Annotated in this window: 10 protein-coding genes; all 10 read left to right on the top strand. The window is 66.2% G+C overall.

All coding sequences use genetic code 11. The features are described 5' to 3' along the window. Positions 1 to 143 precede the first annotated feature (143 nt). The 10 genes from VLI63_RS04440 (at position 144) to VLI63_RS04395 (ending at position 16,881) form a co-directional block, all read left to right on the top strand. Positions 144 to 5,657, top strand: coding sequence for an Ig-like domain-containing protein (locus VLI63_RS04440; RefSeq protein ID WP_409155694.1), 5,514 nt, complete (start codon positions 144 to 146; stop codon positions 5,655 to 5,657). Positions 5,658 to 5,680: 23 nt separating this feature from the next. Then, on the top strand, positions 5,681 to 6,649 hold the full coding sequence (locus VLI63_RS04435; protein WP_409155693.1) for an AAA family ATPase: 969 nt from the start codon (positions 5,681 to 5,683) through the stop codon (positions 6,647 to 6,649). 10 nt (positions 6,650 to 6,659) lie between these two features. Beyond that, positions 6,660 to 7,943, top strand: a complete 1,284-nt coding sequence (locus tag VLI63_RS04430) for a DUF58 domain-containing protein (protein ID WP_409155692.1) — start codon at positions 6,660 to 6,662, stop codon at positions 7,941 to 7,943. Beyond that, positions 7,943 to 10,279, top strand: coding sequence for a transglutaminaseTgpA domain-containing protein (locus VLI63_RS04425; RefSeq protein WP_409155691.1), 2,337 nt, complete (start codon positions 7,943 to 7,945; stop codon positions 10,277 to 10,279). Before VLI63_RS04430 ends, VLI63_RS04425 begins: the two co-directional genes overlap by 1 nt. 62 nt (positions 10,280 to 10,341) lie before the next feature. Beyond that, positions 10,342 to 11,244 (top strand): FHA domain-containing protein, encoded by a 903-nt coding sequence (locus VLI63_RS04420; protein ID WP_409155690.1) that lies wholly within the window; start codon positions 10,342 to 10,344, stop codon positions 11,242 to 11,244. 337 nt (positions 11,245 to 11,581) lie between these two features. After that, complete coding sequence (leuC, locus tag VLI63_RS04415; protein ID WP_409155689.1) at positions 11,582 to 13,072, top strand: 3-isopropylmalate dehydratase large subunit; 1,491 nt, start codon at positions 11,582 to 11,584, stop codon at positions 13,070 to 13,072. Beyond that, positions 13,072 to 13,698: a 3-isopropylmalate dehydratase small subunit gene (leuD, locus tag VLI63_RS04410; RefSeq protein ID WP_409155688.1), complete on the top strand. Its 627-nt coding sequence runs from the start codon at positions 13,072 to 13,074 to the stop codon at positions 13,696 to 13,698. The genes leuC and leuD overlap by 1 nt, the downstream gene beginning before the upstream one ends. Beyond that, a complete protein-coding gene (murA, locus tag VLI63_RS04405) occupies positions 13,699 to 15,066 on the top strand; it encodes a UDP-N-acetylglucosamine 1-carboxyvinyltransferase (RefSeq protein WP_409155687.1) in 1,368 nt (455 codons plus the stop codon). A gap of 8 nt (positions 15,067 to 15,074) precedes the next feature. Beyond that, entirely contained in the window at positions 15,075 to 15,839 is a 765-nt protein-coding gene (locus VLI63_RS04400; RefSeq protein WP_409155686.1) for a lysophospholipid acyltransferase family protein, read from the top strand. 4 nt (positions 15,840 to 15,843) lie between these two features. Next, positions 15,844 to 16,881: an NAD(P)H-dependent glycerol-3-phosphate dehydrogenase gene (locus VLI63_RS04395; RefSeq protein WP_409155685.1), complete on the top strand. Its 1,038-nt coding sequence runs from the start codon at positions 15,844 to 15,846 to the stop codon at positions 16,879 to 16,881. Positions 16,882 to 16,895: the final 14 nt, after the last annotated feature.

Genomic DNA, 16,895 nt, shown 5'->3' with positions numbered 1-16,895 from the left:
AGTGCTGCCCATCCTCCGGGTTATCCGACGATTATTCGCCGTGTTAGGTTGATTCCAGCTACCGGGCCCCCGTGGGGACGGCCGTTGCAAATCGCCGGTAAATCAGCCGTGGGGGGTCACGCGTGAGTGCGGTCGGACGATGGGTGAAGAGCCGCAAAACGCTCGCATCCGCGCTCGTCATCGCGGTAGTGGCCGGGGTGCCGCTGACCATCGCCGCGCTGCATCCGGGCTTCCCCGTCACGGACGTGGAGCTCACCTCGCGCGATGTGTGGGTGACGAACGGAAAACAACTGCTCGGCGGGCGTCTCAACCGCCAGATCGACGAGCTCAACGGCTCGGTCGTCGCCTCGAGCGCGAAGTTCGAGGTGCTGCAAGACGGCGACTCGCTCTACATGCACAATCCGGATGCCGGCCGCATCGAGTCGGTCGACCCCGCCTCCACCGAAGTCACCTCTGCGATCGACGTGCCGAAGAACTCGGAGGTCGGGTACGGCGGTGCGACCCTGATCATCGTGTCGCCCAAGGGCGAGCTCTGGGCGGTGCCCTCCGTCGGTGACCTGCAATTCAACTACGTCTCGACACCGCCGCTCGTGAAACTGGGCGTCGGCGGCCATGCCACCATCACCAAGGCCGGTGCCATCATCGCGGTGTCTCCGACCAAGAAGAAGATCTACCGGATGGACACCCTGGCCACCCCGCCGGTCGCCTCGGACTTCCCCTCGGTCGGCGAGTTCCAGATCTCCGCGGTCGGGGAGCAGGCCGTGATCTTCGACCAGTCCACCAACGAGTTCATCACTCAGGACGGCACGAAGCACAAACTTCCGAAGACCGGCCTTCGACTGCAACAGGTGGGGGCGAAGTCGAACTACGCCGTCGTCGCCACCGCGGATTCCCTTCTCGAGGTCGATCTCGGTTCCGGCTCGGTGAAGACCATTCCCGCAGACGTGACCACCCCGGCGAAGAATGCGGCGGGGGTCTCTGCCCCGGTCTTCCTCTCCGGCTGCGCGCACGGCGCGTGGGCGACATCCCAGAGGTACCTGCTCGCGTGCGACGGGCAGAAGCCGGTGCGACATGACATCGAGGAACCCACGCGGGGCAGCGAGCTCGAGTTCCGGGTGAACCGCACGGTCATTGCTCTCAACGACCTCAGCAACGGCAACGTCTGGCTCGTCAACGAGAATATGCGTCTCGTGGACAACTGGGATGACGTGACGCCTCCCGCCGAGAAGCAGAGCGAGGAGACCGGCGACCAGAAGTCCGCAACCCAGTCCTTCGAAGACACTCTCGCCCAGCGCACCGACGTGAACCGCGCGCCGACGGCCGTCGACGACAGTTTCGGCATCCGCCCGGGACGCACGACGATCCTGCCGCTGCTCGACAACGACACCGACCCGGATGGTGACGTGCTGGTGATCTCCGCCTTCGAGGGCATCGCGGATTCGACCGGCCATCTCGACCCGATCGACGGCGGCCGCGCCCTGCAGTTCACGCCCGCGGAGGGATTCGTCGGATCGGTGTCCTTCGGCTATACGGTCGACGATGGTCGAGGCGGCACCGCGACGGCGCGGGTGACCGCACACGTCGTGCCGGAGAGCAGCAACCAGGAGCCGGTCGAGATCCGAAAGGGCGGCGTGAGTGTCGAGGCCGACCAGACGGTCTCCTATAACGTGCTGACCAATTGGCGTGACCCCGACGGCGACGACCTCTATCTCGTGAACGCCTCACCCAAGTCGGGCGACCTGGTGCGCTTCACTCCGGACGGTTTGGTCACCTTCACCCACCAGACCTCCGAGATGGGCAAGAAAGACGTCGTCTTCCTGGTGAGCGACGGCCATGGAGCTCAGGTGCAGGGAACGCTCACGGTGGATGTGAAGCCGGCGGGGTCCCTCGATCCCGTGGGCACTCCCGACTTCGCCACGGTGTTCACCAACGACACGGTCGTCGTGAAACCCCTCGACAACGACATCTCGCCGTCCGGGATGCAGCTGCAACTCGTGGCCATGGAGGCTCCGAGTGGCAAGGCGGTGGCCTCCTTCAATTCCGATTCGAAAGAGATCACCTTCAGTTCGTCTGAGGCCGGCGTCTACTATCTCAAATACACGCTCCAGGCGGGTGCGACAACGAGTGTGGGCCTCGTGCGGGTCGACGTGCGCGACAAGCCCCAGGACGATTCGCTTCCCCCGGTCGCGGTGAAAGACACCGCGTACCTCCGAGGTGATGAGCCGACAACGGTGTCGGTGCTCACCAACGACGTGAGCCCCAATGGGCGGGTGCTCGCGGTGCAGTCCATCGCCGTGCCCCCGGAGCTCATCGCGAAGGGTCTCGTCGTGGAGCTGCTCGAAAGCGCCCAGATCCGCGTCACCTCGCCCGCTGCCCTCACCGAGCAGGTGAGCTTCAACTACACGATCTCGGATGGTTCCCACGAGGCGACGGCAGGCGTGACAGTGGTGCCCGTGCCCGCCCTGACGAAACACCAGCCGCCGATCGCCGCGAACGATACCGCGAAGGTACGTGTCGGGGACGTCGCCACTCTCGATGTGCTCGCCAACGACGTGCACCCCGACCGCTCGCCGATGACTCTCGACACCACACTGGTGACCCCTCCGACGGCCGGGCTCGCCTTCGTGAGCAAGAACAGGCTGCGGTTCCAGGCGCCCATGACCCCGGGCGAATACACCGTCGACTACCGGGTGCTCGACCCCTTCGGAGAGACCGCGACCGCTACGGCCACCTTCACGGTCATCGGGCTGGATGCCAAGGGAAACCAGGACCCCACCCCCCGCCCGCTCACCGCACGGGTGCTCGCCGGCGACTCGATCAAGGTGCAGATCCCGCTCGATGGAATCGACCCCGACGGCGACTCCGCCCAGCTGCTGAGCTTCCCGGTCGGGCCGAGCCTCGGCTCGATCGAGAGCCAGGGTGCCGACTTCTTCATCTACAAGTCATCCGCCGCGGCATCCGGAACCGACACCTTCAGTTACAAGGTCTTCGATGCCTTCGGCGCCACCGGCGATGCCGACATCAAGATCGCGGTCATCCCTCCGCCCAAGTCGCTGTCGAACCCGATCGCCGCTCCGGACAGCGTGTCCGTGCGGCCGGGGCGAGTGGCTCAGGTCGACCTCGTCGCCAACGACTCCGATCCGCAGAGTGCGCCGATCCAGGTCTCGAAGAAGCTCATCGACGTGCCGCAGGGCATCAAGGCCTCGGTGGTGAAGGGCCAGTACCTGGTGCTGACCGCACCGGACACCGAGCAGTCCTTCTCGATGCGTTACGAGCTCACCAACAACCGCGGCGGCAAGTCCGTGAGCTACGTGCTGGTGAAGGTGACGAAGGATGCCCCGATCCTTCCGCCCACCGCCGAGGACATCTCGATCCTTCCCAAGACCATCGCGGGCAAGCAGTCCACCACCGTCGATGTCTTCGATGGTCACGCGTTCAACCCCTCCGGGCCCACCGAAGACCTCGTCATCAGCGTGGAGGGTCCGAACGCCGACTCGGCGAAACTGCTCGAGAAGAACGGCCGCATCGAGGTGACGCCGGGCAAGACCCGCCAGGCGATCGCGTACCGGGTGACCAACGAGAAAGACAAGCTGACCGCGATGGCGTTCATCCTGGTGCCGGCCGCGGTGTCGAAGGACTTCGACCAGCCACCGACGATCGATCCCTCGCTTCCGGTGCAGTACGTCAGCATGAACGAGACCCGCACCTGGAAGTTGAAGGACATCCTCAAGGTGCCCTCCGGGCGTGAGGCGCACATCATCGACAAGGCCACGGTGAGCGCCCTGCAGAGCAACGGTGCCTCGCCCTACGTCGACGCCGACACGATCACCTTCACCCCGGCCAAGGACTACCGCGGACCCGCGGCGGTGAAGTTCTCCGTCTCCGATGGGGCGTCGAAGGACGACCCGAAGGGTCTGAAGAACGATCTGACTCTCACCATCGTGGTGGGCGACCCGCAGTTCCGGGACACGCCGCCGGAGTTCACGAGCCCGAACGCGCAGGTGGAGGTCGGTGAGACCAGCACCCTCGACCTGCGGGCATCGACAGGGCATCCGAACCCGCAGATCCTGCAGGAGGTGACCTACTCCGACATCACCGGTGCCTCCGCCGGACTCCAGGCCAGCCTCAACGGATCGCAGCTCACCCTCACGACACCGCGTAACGCGAAGAAGGGCAGCAGCTACAAGCTCGGCGTGACGCTCAAGTGGGACAAGTTCACCGTGCCTGGGACGATCAACGTGACCGTCGTCGGCTCCAGCCGCCCGCTTGCCGTCGCCGTCTCCGACACCTACGAGACGCAACGCGGCGACGGGGCCGTCGTGGCGCATCCGCTCACCAACGACTCGAATCCGTACCAGACCACCGGCGAGAAGCTCACCATCGTGGATGCGAAAGTGCAGAACAGCGGGCAGCCGGCGTCGATTTCGTTCACCAAGGATTCGGTCACCGTGACGCCGAGCGCCGCGCTCAAGGATGGCCGGATCGAGGTCGTCTACACCGTGCAGGATGCCACGGAAGACAAGGATCGCCAGGTCAACGGCACGATCTCGGTGATCGTCAGCGATGTTCCCGACCAGGTGGCGAAGCCCACCCGCACCTCTGCGATCGGCGGAGACGGCAACGCGACCTGGCGGTTCATCGCGCCAGCCTCGAACGGCAAGCCGATCACTTCCTACGACGTGAGAGCGACGCCCGGCGGGGCAACGGCCAACTGCACTGCCGGCGCCGACTGCACGATCTCCGGGTTGACGAACGGCACGGCCTACACCTTCTCGGCACGCGCCATCAACGTGCACGGAGCGGGCCAATGGTCGGTGGAGAGCGACCAGGTCACCCCCTATGGCACGCCCGGTACGCCCGCGGTGACCGCGACCGTGACGAGCCCATGGGCTCCGTCCGGCAGCATCAAGGCCACCTGGGGTGCGGTGAACAGCGGCGGTGGTTCGACCACCTACACGTGGCGCGCGAGCAATGGTGCGACGGGCACGACCACCGGCACCTCAAGCCTTCCGGTCAGCGGTCTCGGTGCCGGAAGCTACAGCTTCACCGTCTCCGCTCAGAACACCGGCGGCAAGACGGGCGCTACCGGCACCTCGAACACCGTGGCGATCCAGAACCAGACGGTTCCCGGCAAGATCAACCCGAGCGCCACCATCGTGGCTGACACGGACCCCGGAACCATCCGCTTCAACTGGTCCTCTCCGGGAGGCGGTCCGGCCGTCACCGACAACATGGAATACGTGTACTCGATCGATGGCGGCGGCAACGTGGTGACCACCGCAACGAGCGTGACCAAGGGCAATCTCGGTGCGGGAAACCATTCGATCTCCGTCTATGCACGCAACAACGCGGGGAACGGGCAGGCCGGAAGTGCCTCAGGCAACATCAAGGTGACGCCACTGAACCCCTCGGTCGAGCTGAAGGCGGATCCGACCGGCCAGTCCGGTGGCACGTGTTCGGGCAACTGCCACAAGTACGACGTGACCCTGCACGACTTCGGAGGCGGTGGCCACACCATCGACTTCTACTGCCAGGGCTCGTTCGGGTCGGCCACCTTCTCCGGCAACACCTACCTGAGCACCAAGTACTGCGGCTTCAACGGCACCTACGTGACCGTCGACGGCGTGAAGAGCAACACCGTCAACTTCAACTTCTAGCGATCCCGACCGAAAGTGAACCCATGCCCGTAACCCAGGAGCAGGCGACCTGGTTCGCCGATGCCTTCCAAAAGCTCGTCGCGAACGTCGACAAGGCGATCGTCGGCAAGAGCCATGTGATCCGGCTCGTGCTCACAGCGCTCGTCTCCGACGGCCACGTGTTGCTGGAGGATTACCCCGGCACGGGCAAGACAGTGTTGGCGAAGGCCCTCGCGAACAGCCTGGATGGCACGACCTCGCGCATCCAGTTCACCCCCGACCTCCTGCCCTCCGACGTCACCGGCGTGCAGATCTACGACCAGTCCAAGGGCAAGTTCCAGTTTCACCAGGGACCGATCTTCGCCTCGATCGTGCTCGCGGACGAGATCAACCGGGCGAGCCCGAAGACCCAGAGTGCACTGCTCGAGGTGATGGAAGAGGGCGTCGTCACGATCGACGGCGAGGGCCACGGGGTCGGTGCACCGTTCCTGGTGATCGCCACCCAGAACCCGGTGGAACAGGCCGGCACCTACAAGCTGCCCGAAGCGCAGCTCGACCGCTTCCTGATCAAGACAACGCTCGGCTACCCGGATGCCAAGACCGCGGTCGCCCTGCTGATGGACTCGGCCACCCGCGCCCGCGCATCCCTCGTCACCCCCATCATCAAACCGGAGTCGATCGTGGCCATGGCAGGACTTGCCTCCGAGGTCTTCGTGGACGAGTCGGTCATGCAGTACCTCAATGAGATCGTCGAGGCGACCCGCAAGAACCGTGACGTGGTGCTCGGAGTCAGCATGCGGGGCGCGATGGCACTCGCCCGCGCCATCAAGACCTGGGCGATCACCCAGGGCCGCACCTATGCGACGCCGGATGACGTGCGGGATCTCGCGGTGCCGGTGCTCGCGCACCGCATCATCCTCGACCCGGAGTCGGAGTTCGCCGGCGTGAAGGCCGAAGACATCGTCAGTCGCATCCTGCTCGACATCGAGCCCCCCACCTACCGGGCGGCGTGACCTCCCCACCATGACCGTCACCGACTCGAAACCCGGGCTGGCCGTGCCTCTTCAGAGGCTCGGAGCCCGCGGCACCCGACTGCTCACTGCCGTGGGTGCGATCGTCGCGCCGGTCGTCAGGGCCGTCTGGCGTGTCGCCGGGCCGGTGTTCCGAACGATCACGGCGGCCGGATGGCTCGTGCTGGGGCTCTCGCTGGTGGCACTCGTTCTCAGCGCGGTCTTCGGGTGGCAGGAGTTCACCTATCTCGGTTTCATCCTGCTCGCCTCTCTCGCGCTGTGCGCGGTGTTCCTCTTCGGACGTGCGTCCTACGGCGTGCTCGTGGAGCTGAACCCGCGCCGGGTCGTCGTGGGGGACCGGGCCATGGGGCGGATGGTGGTCACGAACATCGGCACCCGCGGTCTCACCCCCACCCGCATGGAGCTGCCGGTTGGCCGGGCGATCGCGGAGTTCCAGCTGCCCGCGATGAAGCCGAAAGAGGAGCACGAGGAACTCTTCGCGGTGCCGACCAATAGGCGTGCCGTGATCATCGCTGGGCCCGCCGAGTCCGTGCGCGGCGACCAGCTCGGCATGTTGCGTCGGGCCCTCAAGTGGGCGGACGCGGTCGACCTCTTCGTGCATCCGAAGACGGTGCGCCTCGCCCCCTCCGCAGCCGGTCTCGTGCGCGACCTCGAGGGGCAGGTCTCCAAGAAGATCACCAACAACGACATCGCCTTCCATGCCCTGCGTCCTTACGTGCCGGGGGACGATCGCCGCTATGTGCACTGGCGCACCTCTGCGCGCATCGGCCAGCTGATGGTGCGGCAGTTCGAAGAGACGCGGCGTTCGCAGGTGACGATGATCCTTGCCTCGCGGGGCGACCTCTACGCCTCGGACGAGGAATTCGAACTCGCGATCTCGGTCACCGCCTCGATCGCCGCCCAGGTGATCCGAGACGGCGTGCAGATGAACGTGGTGAGCGAGTCCGGCGTCTGGCGCACCCAGACCGTCACCTCGATGCTGGATGCCTCGTGTCGCATCGATCCGGTCGGACGGGTCTACCCGAGCATCCGGGACTTCGCCCGCGAACGCACCCGGCGCCTTCCCGCCCCCAGCGTCGTGATGATGATCGGCGGGTCGAATATGACGACCGGCGAGTACCGCAGCGTCGAATCGCTGTTCGGCCAGGACACCGCGCAGGTGGCGTTCCACGTCGTGGCCGGCGCGCAGCCGAAGATCGCCTCCGTCGCGGGCCTCACCGTGATCACCGTCGGCGACCTCTCCGATCTCTCGCGGCTGGTTCGGGGGCTCAGCTGATGACGGACACGTCGATCCCCACCCGCGGCATCCGCCGCCCGACAGGTCGCACCTGGGCCGATATCACCGTGTTACTCGTGCTCGCCGTGCTCGGCGTGCTCGGCTTCGAACCGTCCTTCGGCGGCTACGGCTTTCTGGTCGCGGGCCTCGGTGGGCTGGCGCTCGGAGCAGCGACCGGCATCCTCGCCTCGGTCTTCCGCGTCAACATCATCGCCCTGGTGCTCGTCGCCGTCGTCGGATACTTCCTCTTCGGCACGGCCATCGCGGTGCCCCAGCAGGCGCTGTTCGGCGTGCTCCCCACTCTCGCGTCGCTCGAGAGTCTCGCGATCGGCGCGGTCTACGGCTGGTCTGACATCGTCACGCTTCGCACCCCGATCGGTGCACCCGCCTACATCACCGTGATCCCGTACTTCGCCGCCTGGATCGTGGCACTCGTCTCCAGCTCGCTCGCCGCCCGCTGGCTCTCGTCGAAGCCGCGATCGGCCTGGCGCTTCGCGATCACGCTGATCGGTCCGGTGGCGCTCTATCTCGCAGGCATCCTGATCGGCACCGACGTGCCCTACCAGGCGGGCATCCGCGGGGCGGTGTTCGCGGCTCTCGCTCTCGTCTGGCTGGGGTGGCGTCGACCAACCATCACCGCGACATCCACCGGCCCCAATCGCCTGCGCACCCGAAAGCTCGCCGGAACCGCGATCGTGGTCGCCGGCGCAGTATTGCTCGGTGGCAGCGCCGGATTCGTCCTCGCTCCGCCCAAGGACGAACGATTCGTGCTTCGCGAGGAGATCCAACCCCCCTTCGATCCGTTGGACTATCCGAGCCCGCTCTCTGGCTTCCGGCACTACACGAAACAGGCCACCGACGACGTGCTCTTCACCGTGATCGGGTTGAAGACCGGCGACACGATCCGGCTAGCGACCCTCGACTCGTACACGGGAAAGCTGTGGAACGTGACGGGCCCGAAGACGAGCACGGATGGCTCCGGCACCTTCAACCTGGTGGGGCGCACGCTGCCCGATCCCACCTTCATCACGCCGGTCGTGCGCACAGACGTCACGTTCACGATCGACAGCTACAAGGACTTCTGGCTGCCCAGTGTCGGCTACCCGACCAGGCTCGACTTCACCGGTGGGGCGGCCAAAACCGCAACGGACAGCCTGCGGTACAACCACTCCACCGGAACGGCCGTGCTCACGACCGGTCTCGTCAAGGGCGACAGCTACACCATGACCGCGGAAGAGCAGAAGGTCATCCCGGCCGACGACCTCGCCAAGGATCCGATCGCCACCGTGAATCTGCCACCGGTGGTCGGCAGCCCGGATGTCGTGACGAGCAAGGCGCAGGAGTTCGCAGGCAAGGCGGCCACTCCGATAGCGCAGCTGGAGGCCATCCGGCTTGCCCTCGTGCAGAAGGGCTTCCTCAGCCACGGGCGCGCCTCCGATGCCGTCGCCTCCCGCGCCGGCCACGGGGCAGACCGCATCAGCGAGCTGCTGGAACGCCCTCAGATGATCGGCGACCAGGAGCAGTACGCCTCTGCCTTCGCCCTCATGGCGCGCAGCTACAACTATCCGGCTCGGGTGGTGATGGGCTTCGCGCCCAAGATCGCCGAGGGTCAGAAGTCGGTGCAGGTGACCGGCAACGACGTGACCGCCTGGGTCGAGGTCGCCTTCGACAAGGTGGGCTGGGTGGCGTTCAACCCCACGCCGAAGGAGACGGATATCCCGCAGGCGCAGGTGCCGAAACCTCAGAGCATCCCGCAACCTCAGGTGCGGCAGCCCCCGCGGTCCGAGAAGGACAGTGACGACCTGCTGACCCCGGTGGAGCTCGAGAAGCAGAAGAAGCAGGACAAGGGGCTGCTGTTCTCGCTGCCGGGATGGGTCTACCTCCTCGGCCTGAGCATCCTGATCCCGGCCGTGATCGTGTTCGTGCCGATGCTGATCATCGCCGCGGCGAAGCGCCGGCGGGCCCGAAGGCGTCGCGAGGCGGCCCGCACCGAGGACCGAGTCTCCGGTGCCTGGGACGAGCTGCTCGATCGCTATTCGGAGCTCGGCTACTCGGTTATCGGCAAGACGACGCGGGTGCACATCGCAGACGACCTCGAGCGGCAGGTGGCCCAGCCGGTGATGCTGAGATCGCTGGCCATCCGCGCCGATGAAGCCGTCTTCTCCGGTCGACCGGTCGACGACCAGACCACCGAGCGGGTCTGGACCGAGGCATCCGCCTCCATCGAAGCCGCGCGTGAGGCGGTGGGTGGCCTTCGCCGGTTCCTCAGCCGGTATCGGGTGCGCAAAGCCCGCGATTGGGCCCTGCGAATGACCACCCGCAAGGACCAGGCCTAGCCGACGCTCGGCGAACGGTGAGTTAGCATTGCTCGACTGACGGACCAACCGGGGAGGGCGCTGTGTCGGACGAAGGCAACCCCCTCCTGATCACTCCGCCACCCGGGCTGTTGCCGGCCGCGAGCCCGGCTTCCGCACCGGTCGCGACCGAACCGGATGATCCGGAGGAGTTCATCACGCTGCCCCCGGGTATCGCCGATTCGGCCACGCATCAGGTGGCGAACGCGCGGATCGTGCCGCCTCGGGTCGCTCCCAAGGGTTCTCCGGGTTCTGCGGGCGCTTCGGATTCTGCGGGCGCTTCGGCTTCTCCGGGCTCTCCGATCTCTCCGGGTTCGCCGATCTCTCCGGGTTCGCCGATCGACGAGATCGTGTTCTTCCCGGTGATGCCGGGTGTGCCGCCGGTCGTTCCGTCGGCCGTCGGGGAGGCCGCGCCGGCTTCGGTGACGCCCGACTCGCTGCCGACTGCTTCGGTGCCGACTGCTTCGCTGCCGACTGCTTCGCTGCCGACTGCTTTGGTTCCGACAGCTTTAGTTCCACTGACTCCGGTGCCGGGACTTTCGATTCCGGCCGCTTCGGTGTCGTCCGAGGCATCCGTCGACGAGACCCGCGCGAGCGTTCCCCTGCGCGACTCCACGACGGCGTGGAGTGTCGTACTCCCGACCGGGCAGTCCGTGCCGGTCGCCTCCGCCGTGATCATCGGGCGGGATCCGGTGGCAAACGCCGCCTGGCCCACGGCCGCTCTCCTGCCGGCGCTCGATCCCGCCAAATCGCTTTCGAAGACGCACGCTCTTCTCGAGCTCGAGGGCGGCATCCTCTGGGTGCACGATCTCGATTCGACCAACGGCGTGTTCGTCGCAGCCCCAGGCGTGGACGTCGTGCAGGTCGACCCGGGTACCCGTGTGGTGGTGCCGGATGGCGCGGAGGTGGAGCTCGGCGAGTTCATCGTGACCGTGGTGCGCGCCTGATCCTCTAGTACGGTTCCCCCGACCGGCGCCGAGAGCCCTGTACCGCCGTTTTTCGACTCGGGACAAAAGGCGACCTGCCGTGGTCTCAACCCGCATCTACCCCGACTCGACTCGGGCTGAGGGCGCTGGTCGGGAACGTCAGCGCCGGATCCGAGCGCGCCGAACCGCCAGCCGAGGAGGATTCCCAAACGGTGTTAGCCTGAAGCGGTGTTGTTCGGTCTGCTTCTTCTTCGTAGCCGCGACGAGTCCTAGTTTCCAGGCCTCCCTCGTCGCGGAGTCTGGTGCGGGTTTACGCGCCGCTGGCTGACCACCGTTTGGTATAGGAGAGCGCACGACAATGAACGATGTAATCACCGCAGCACCCCGCACACTCGCCGAAAAGGTGTGGGATGACCACCTCGTCGTCAAGGGTGAGGACGGCAATCCCGACCTCATCTACATCGACCTCCACCTCGTTCACGAGGTGACGAGCCCACAGGCCTTCGACGGACTCCGCCTCGCCGGTCGCCCGGTGCGCCGCCTCGACCTCACCATCGCCACTGAGGATCACAACACCCCGACCCTGGACATCGACAAGCCCATCGCGGATCTCACGAGCCGCACGCAGATCCAGACCCTGCGCAACAACTGCGCGGAGTTCGGGGTGCGCCTGCACTCCCTCGGCGACATCGATCAGGGAATCGTTCACGTCGTCGGCCCGCAGCTCGGCCTCACCATGCCGGGGATCACCGTCGTCTGCGGCGACTCCCACACCTCGACCCACGGAGCGTTCGGCGCGATGGCGTTCGGCATCGGCACCAGCGAGGTTGAGCATGTGCTCGCCACGCAGACCCTGCCACTCAGCCCGTTCAAGACGATGGCGATCACCGTGGAGGGCACCCTGCGCCCGGGAGTGACGGCCAAGGACATCATCCTCGCGGTCATCGCCCAGATCGGCACCGGAGGCGGGCAGGGCTACGTGCTCGAGTTCCGCGGCAGCGCCATCCGTTCCCTCTCCATGGAGGGCCGGATGACCGTCTGCAACATGTCGATCGAAGCGGGAGCCCGGGCCGGAATGATCGCGCCGGACCAGGTGACCTACGACTACCTCGAGGGGCGCGCGCACGCGCCGAAGGGTGCGGACTGGGATGCGGCGGTCGCCTACTGGAACACCCTCGCAACCGATGCCGATGCGGTGTTCGACGCCGAGGTGTACCTCGACGCCGACGAGCTCGAACCGTTCGTCACCTGGGGAACAAATCCCGGGCAGGGCGCGTCGCTCAGCGACCGCGTGCCCGATCCCTCGCTGATCATCGATATGAACGAGCGTGCCTCCGCCGAGCGGGCCCTCGAGTACATGGATCTCGAGGCGGGCACGCCGCTCAAGGACATCCATGTCGACGCGGTCTTCATGGGATCGTGCACCAACAGCCGCATCGAAGACCTGCGGGCCTTCGCCTCGATCATCAAGGGTCAGAAGAAGGCGGATGGCGTGCGCGTCATGGTCATGCCGGGTTCGGCTCGCGTGCGCATCGAGGCCGAAGCCGAGGGCATCGACCAGATCGTCAAGGACTTCGGAGCGGAGTGGCGATTCGCCGGCTGCTCGATGTGTCTCGGGATGAATCCCGACCAGCTCGCTCCGGGCGAGCGTTGCGCATCCACCTCCAACCGCAACTTCGAGGGTCGGCAGGGCAAGGGCGGGCGCACCCATCTGGTGTCGCCGCTGGTGGCAGCGGCGACCGCGATCCGCGGGACGCTGAGTTCGCCGTGGGACCTCGGTCTCGATACCTCGGGGCACGATACGGGCGCTGGAGCGCCCTACTCGACCAGCGGAACGGCGGGCAACTGATGGACAAGGTCTCCGTGGTCACGGGCGTCGCGGTGCCCCTCGAGCGCGCCAACGTCGACACCGACCAGATCATCCCCGCGGTGTTCCTCAAGCGGGTCACCAAGACCGGATTCGACGACGCGCTCTTCTACGCGTGGCGCCAGGACCCCGATTTCGTGCTCAACAATCCCGCCTTCGCCGGCGCCCGGGTGCTCATCGCCGGACCGGACTTCGGCACCGGATCCAGCCGCGAGCACGCCGTCTGGGCCCTGCGTGACTACGGATTCGCCGCCGTGCTCAGCCCCCGCTTCGGTGACATCTTCCGCGGCAACTCCGGCAAGCAGGGGCTGCTCGCCGGCGAGATCAGCGAATCGGACCTCGAGGCACTGTGGGCCGCCATCGACGCGAATCCCGGCATCGAGGCATCCGTCGATCTCGTCGCCAAAACGGCGACGATCGGCGACGTCACCGTGCCATTCGCGATCGACGATTACACTAGGTGGCGGCTGCTCGAAGGCCTGGACGACATCGGACTCACCCTGCGCAACGAAGCGGAGATCACTGAGTTCGAGACTCGTCGGGAATCCTGGCGGCCCCTCACACTCCCGGTACAGCAGGTCTCGAACCACAATGATGCAGGTGAATAGATGAATCCCCTAGCCACAGATGCCCAGAAGGCAGGACGGCGGGTGGGATTGACCTCCGACGAGATCACGATCACCGGCGGCAACCCCCTCAAGGGCCGCATCTCGGTGCGCGGCGCCAAGAACCTTGCGACCAAGGCGATGGTGGCCGCCCTTCTCGGCGAGACGCCGAGCACTCTGCGGGACGTTCCCGACATCAGCGACGTCGAGGTCGTTCGCGGGCTGCTCGAGGTCTACGGTGTCATCGTCACCTCCCCGAAGCCGGGTGAGCTGCACTTCGACACATCCAACGTCGAGAGGGCGCACTTCGCCGAGATCGACGCGCATGCCGGGTCGAGTCGCATTCCGATCCTGTTCTGCGGTCCTCTTCTCCATCGTCTCGGCGAGGCTCGTATCCCCGACCTCGGCGGCTGCCGAATCGGCGACCGCCCCATCGACTTCCACCTCGACGCCCTTCGGGCATTCGGTGCCGTCGTGGACAAGTCGTTCGAGGGCATCTACATCACCGCACCGGATGGACTCCACGGCGCCGACATCGAGCTGCCGTACCCGAGCGTCGGCGCAACCGAGCAGGTGCTGCTCACCGCGGTGCGCGCACAGGGGACAACCGAACTCAAGAACGCGGCCATCGAGCCGGAGATCATGGATCTCATCGCCATCCTGCAGAAGATGGGCGCGATCATCTCGGTCGAGCCCAATCGCGTCATCCTGATCGAGGGCGTCGATCGCCTCGAAGGCTACAAGCACCGCGCTCTGTTCGACCGCAACGAGGTCGCGAGCTGGGCCGCAGCGGCGCTGGTCACCAAGGGCGACATCTTCGTGGAAGGCGCACGCCAGAGTGAGATGATGACCTTCCTCAATGTCTTCCGCAAGGTGGGAGGCGCCTTCGACGTCGAGGATGACGGCATTCGTTTCTACCACCCGGGTGGTGAGCTCAAGCCGGTCTCCATCGAGACGGATGTGCACCCCGGTTTCATGACGGACTGGCAGCAGCCGCTCATCGTGGCGTTGACGCAGGCCACTGGAGTCTCCTACGTGCACGAGACGGTGTACGAAGACCGCTTCGGCTTCACGGATGCGCTCAACGAGATGGGCGCGAACATCGTCGTTCACAAGGAGGGACTGCCGGATCATCCGCGCCGCGTGGCCCGCCGTGACTTCGAGCAGGCTGCCGTCATCACCGGTCCGACCAAGCTGCACGGCGCGAACGTGCGCGTTCCGGATCTTCGCGGCGGCTTCAGCTACCTCATCGCGGCGCTCAGCGCCGAGGGCGTCTCGACGGTGAGCAATGTCGGCATCATCAGCCGCGGCTACGAGCACTTCATCGACAAGCTCGCGATTCTCGGGGCCGACTTCGTCTACGAGGGCTGACCATCGCAGTGACCGGATCGACCTCACCGACGCGAGTCGCCTCAGAGAAGATCCCGATCTTCCGGCTCCTGGCGTTCCTCCTCGTGCCCCCGATGGAGTTCCTCGCCCGGTACGTGATCATCGACGGCCACAAGCTGCCGAGGACCGGCGCGTTCGTCTTCTCGCCGAACCACTACAGCGAGATCGATCCGGTCGTGATCGGGCGCGTGATGTACAAGCTCGGGCGCGTTCCCCGATACCTGGCCAAGGCATCCCTCTTCTCGGTGCCGGTGATGGGCTGGTTCCTCCGCACCTCCGGCCAGATCCCGGTCGAGCGCACCGGAGTCGTGCGTGGCCAGGATCCGATCGCCGCCGCCGACGCACTCGCGCATGCCGGGCACGCCGTCGTGATCTACCCGGAGGGCTCGCTGACCCGCGACCCCGAGCTGTGGCCGATGCGAGGCAAGACGGGGGCGGTTCGGATGGCGCTGCTCGCCGACATCCCGCTGATCCCGGTCGCGCACTGGGGCACCCAGCATGTGATGCCGCGTTATGGCAAGAAGATCAGCCTCTTCCCGCGCAAGACGATCACCGTGAAGATCGGCGACCCGGTGGATCTCTCCGCCTTCCGCGGCAAGGGACTCGATCCGAAGCTGCTCACCGCGGCGACCGCCGTTCTCATGGCGGACATCACGAAGCTGCTCGCCGACCTGCGCGACGAACCGGTGCCCGCCGAGACCTGGGACCCGTCCAAGCACAGCCAGAGTGAGATCGGTCGTTTTGAACAACCCTAATCCGATGACATTGCCCATCCGGCTCTCCCGCCCGGGTGTGCGGAGAGTCGCCGTGCTCGGTGCTGGCAGCTGGGGCACGACATTCGCCAAGGTGCTCGCCGACGGCGGATCAGACGTCGCCCTCTGGGCGCGACGCCCCGAGCTGGCCCGCGAGATCTCGCAGTCCAAACGAAACAGCGACTACCTGCCCGGCATCAATCTGCCGCGCAACCTCTGGGCCTCCTCGTTCATCCCCGATGTGCTCGATGGCGCGGAGATCGTATTCATCTCCGTGCCGAGCCAATCGCTGCGGGAGAACCTGCGCATCGTGCGCGATGTGATCCCCCCGGACGCCATCGTCGTGAGCCTCATGAAGGGTGTCGAGAAGGGCACCCGCGATCGCATGAGCGAGGTCATCCACCAGGAGCTCGAGATCGATCCGGATCTCGTGGCCGTGGCATCCGGACCCAACCTTGCGCTCGAGATCGCCAAGGAGCAGCCGACCGCCGCAGTCGTCTCGTCACTGTCGCTCGACACTGCGACCGTCGTGGCAGCGGCGGCGACGGCCCCCTATTTCCGCTCTTTCGTGAACACGGATGTCATCGGCACCGAGTTCGGCGGGGTGCTCAAGAACCTCATCGCCGTCGCCATCGGGATCGTCGACGGTGTGGGCTACGGAGAGAACACGAAGGCCTCGATCATCACTCGCGGGCTGGTGGAGATGACAGACTTCGCCGTCGCCTACGGCGGGCTCGCGCAGACCCTGTCCGGTCTTGCGGGCCTCGGCGACCTCATCGCGACCTGCGAGTCTTCGCTCTCCCGCAACAACACCGCCGGGCGACTGCTCGGACAGGGATACAGCTTCACGGACGTCGTGAAGCAGATGAACCAGACGGCCGAGGGTCTCTCCTCCGTGGCACCGATCCTCGAGCTCGCCGCCGCGCGCGGGGTGGACATGCCCATCGTCTCCCAGGTCGCGCAGGTTCTCGCCGGCACGATGGATCCCCGCGACATCGCGCCGCACCTGACCACCGATGAGGCCCCGGCGATCCTGGTCGAGTAGGTCGTCTCCGTTGG

Source organism: Lacisediminihabitans sp. H27-G8 (assembly GCF_046156175.1).
In the GTDB taxonomy this organism is placed as follows: domain Bacteria; phylum Actinomycetota; class Actinomycetes; order Actinomycetales; family Microbacteriaceae; genus Lacisediminihabitans.
The sequence above is the reverse complement of the archived record's forward strand: the minus strand, read 5'-3'. Positions and strand labels throughout refer to the sequence as shown.

What these genes read in the sequence shown, in the direction of transcription:
- leuC (WP_409155689.1), top strand. Translation starts at nt 11,582, where the DNA reads ATGAACGATGTAATCACCGCAGCACCCCGCACACTCGCCGAAAAGGTG.
- VLI63_RS04395 (WP_409155685.1), top strand. Translation starts at nt 15,844, where the DNA reads ATGACATTGCCCATCCGGCTCTCCCGCCCGGGTGTGCGGAGAGTCGCC.
- VLI63_RS04430 (WP_409155692.1), top strand. Translation starts at nt 6,660, where the DNA reads ATGACCGTCACCGACTCGAAACCCGGGCTGGCCGTGCCTCTTCAGAGG.
- murA (WP_409155687.1), top strand. Translation starts at nt 13,699, where the DNA reads ATGAATCCCCTAGCCACAGATGCCCAGAAGGCAGGACGGCGGGTGGGA.
- leuD (WP_409155688.1), top strand. Translation starts at nt 13,072, where the DNA reads ATGGACAAGGTCTCCGTGGTCACGGGCGTCGCGGTGCCCCTCGAGCGC.
- VLI63_RS04435 (WP_409155693.1), top strand. Translation starts at nt 5,681, where the DNA reads ATGCCCGTAACCCAGGAGCAGGCGACCTGGTTCGCCGATGCCTTCCAA.
- VLI63_RS04425 (WP_409155691.1), top strand. Translation starts at nt 7,943, where the DNA reads ATGACGGACACGTCGATCCCCACCCGCGGCATCCGCCGCCCGACAGGT.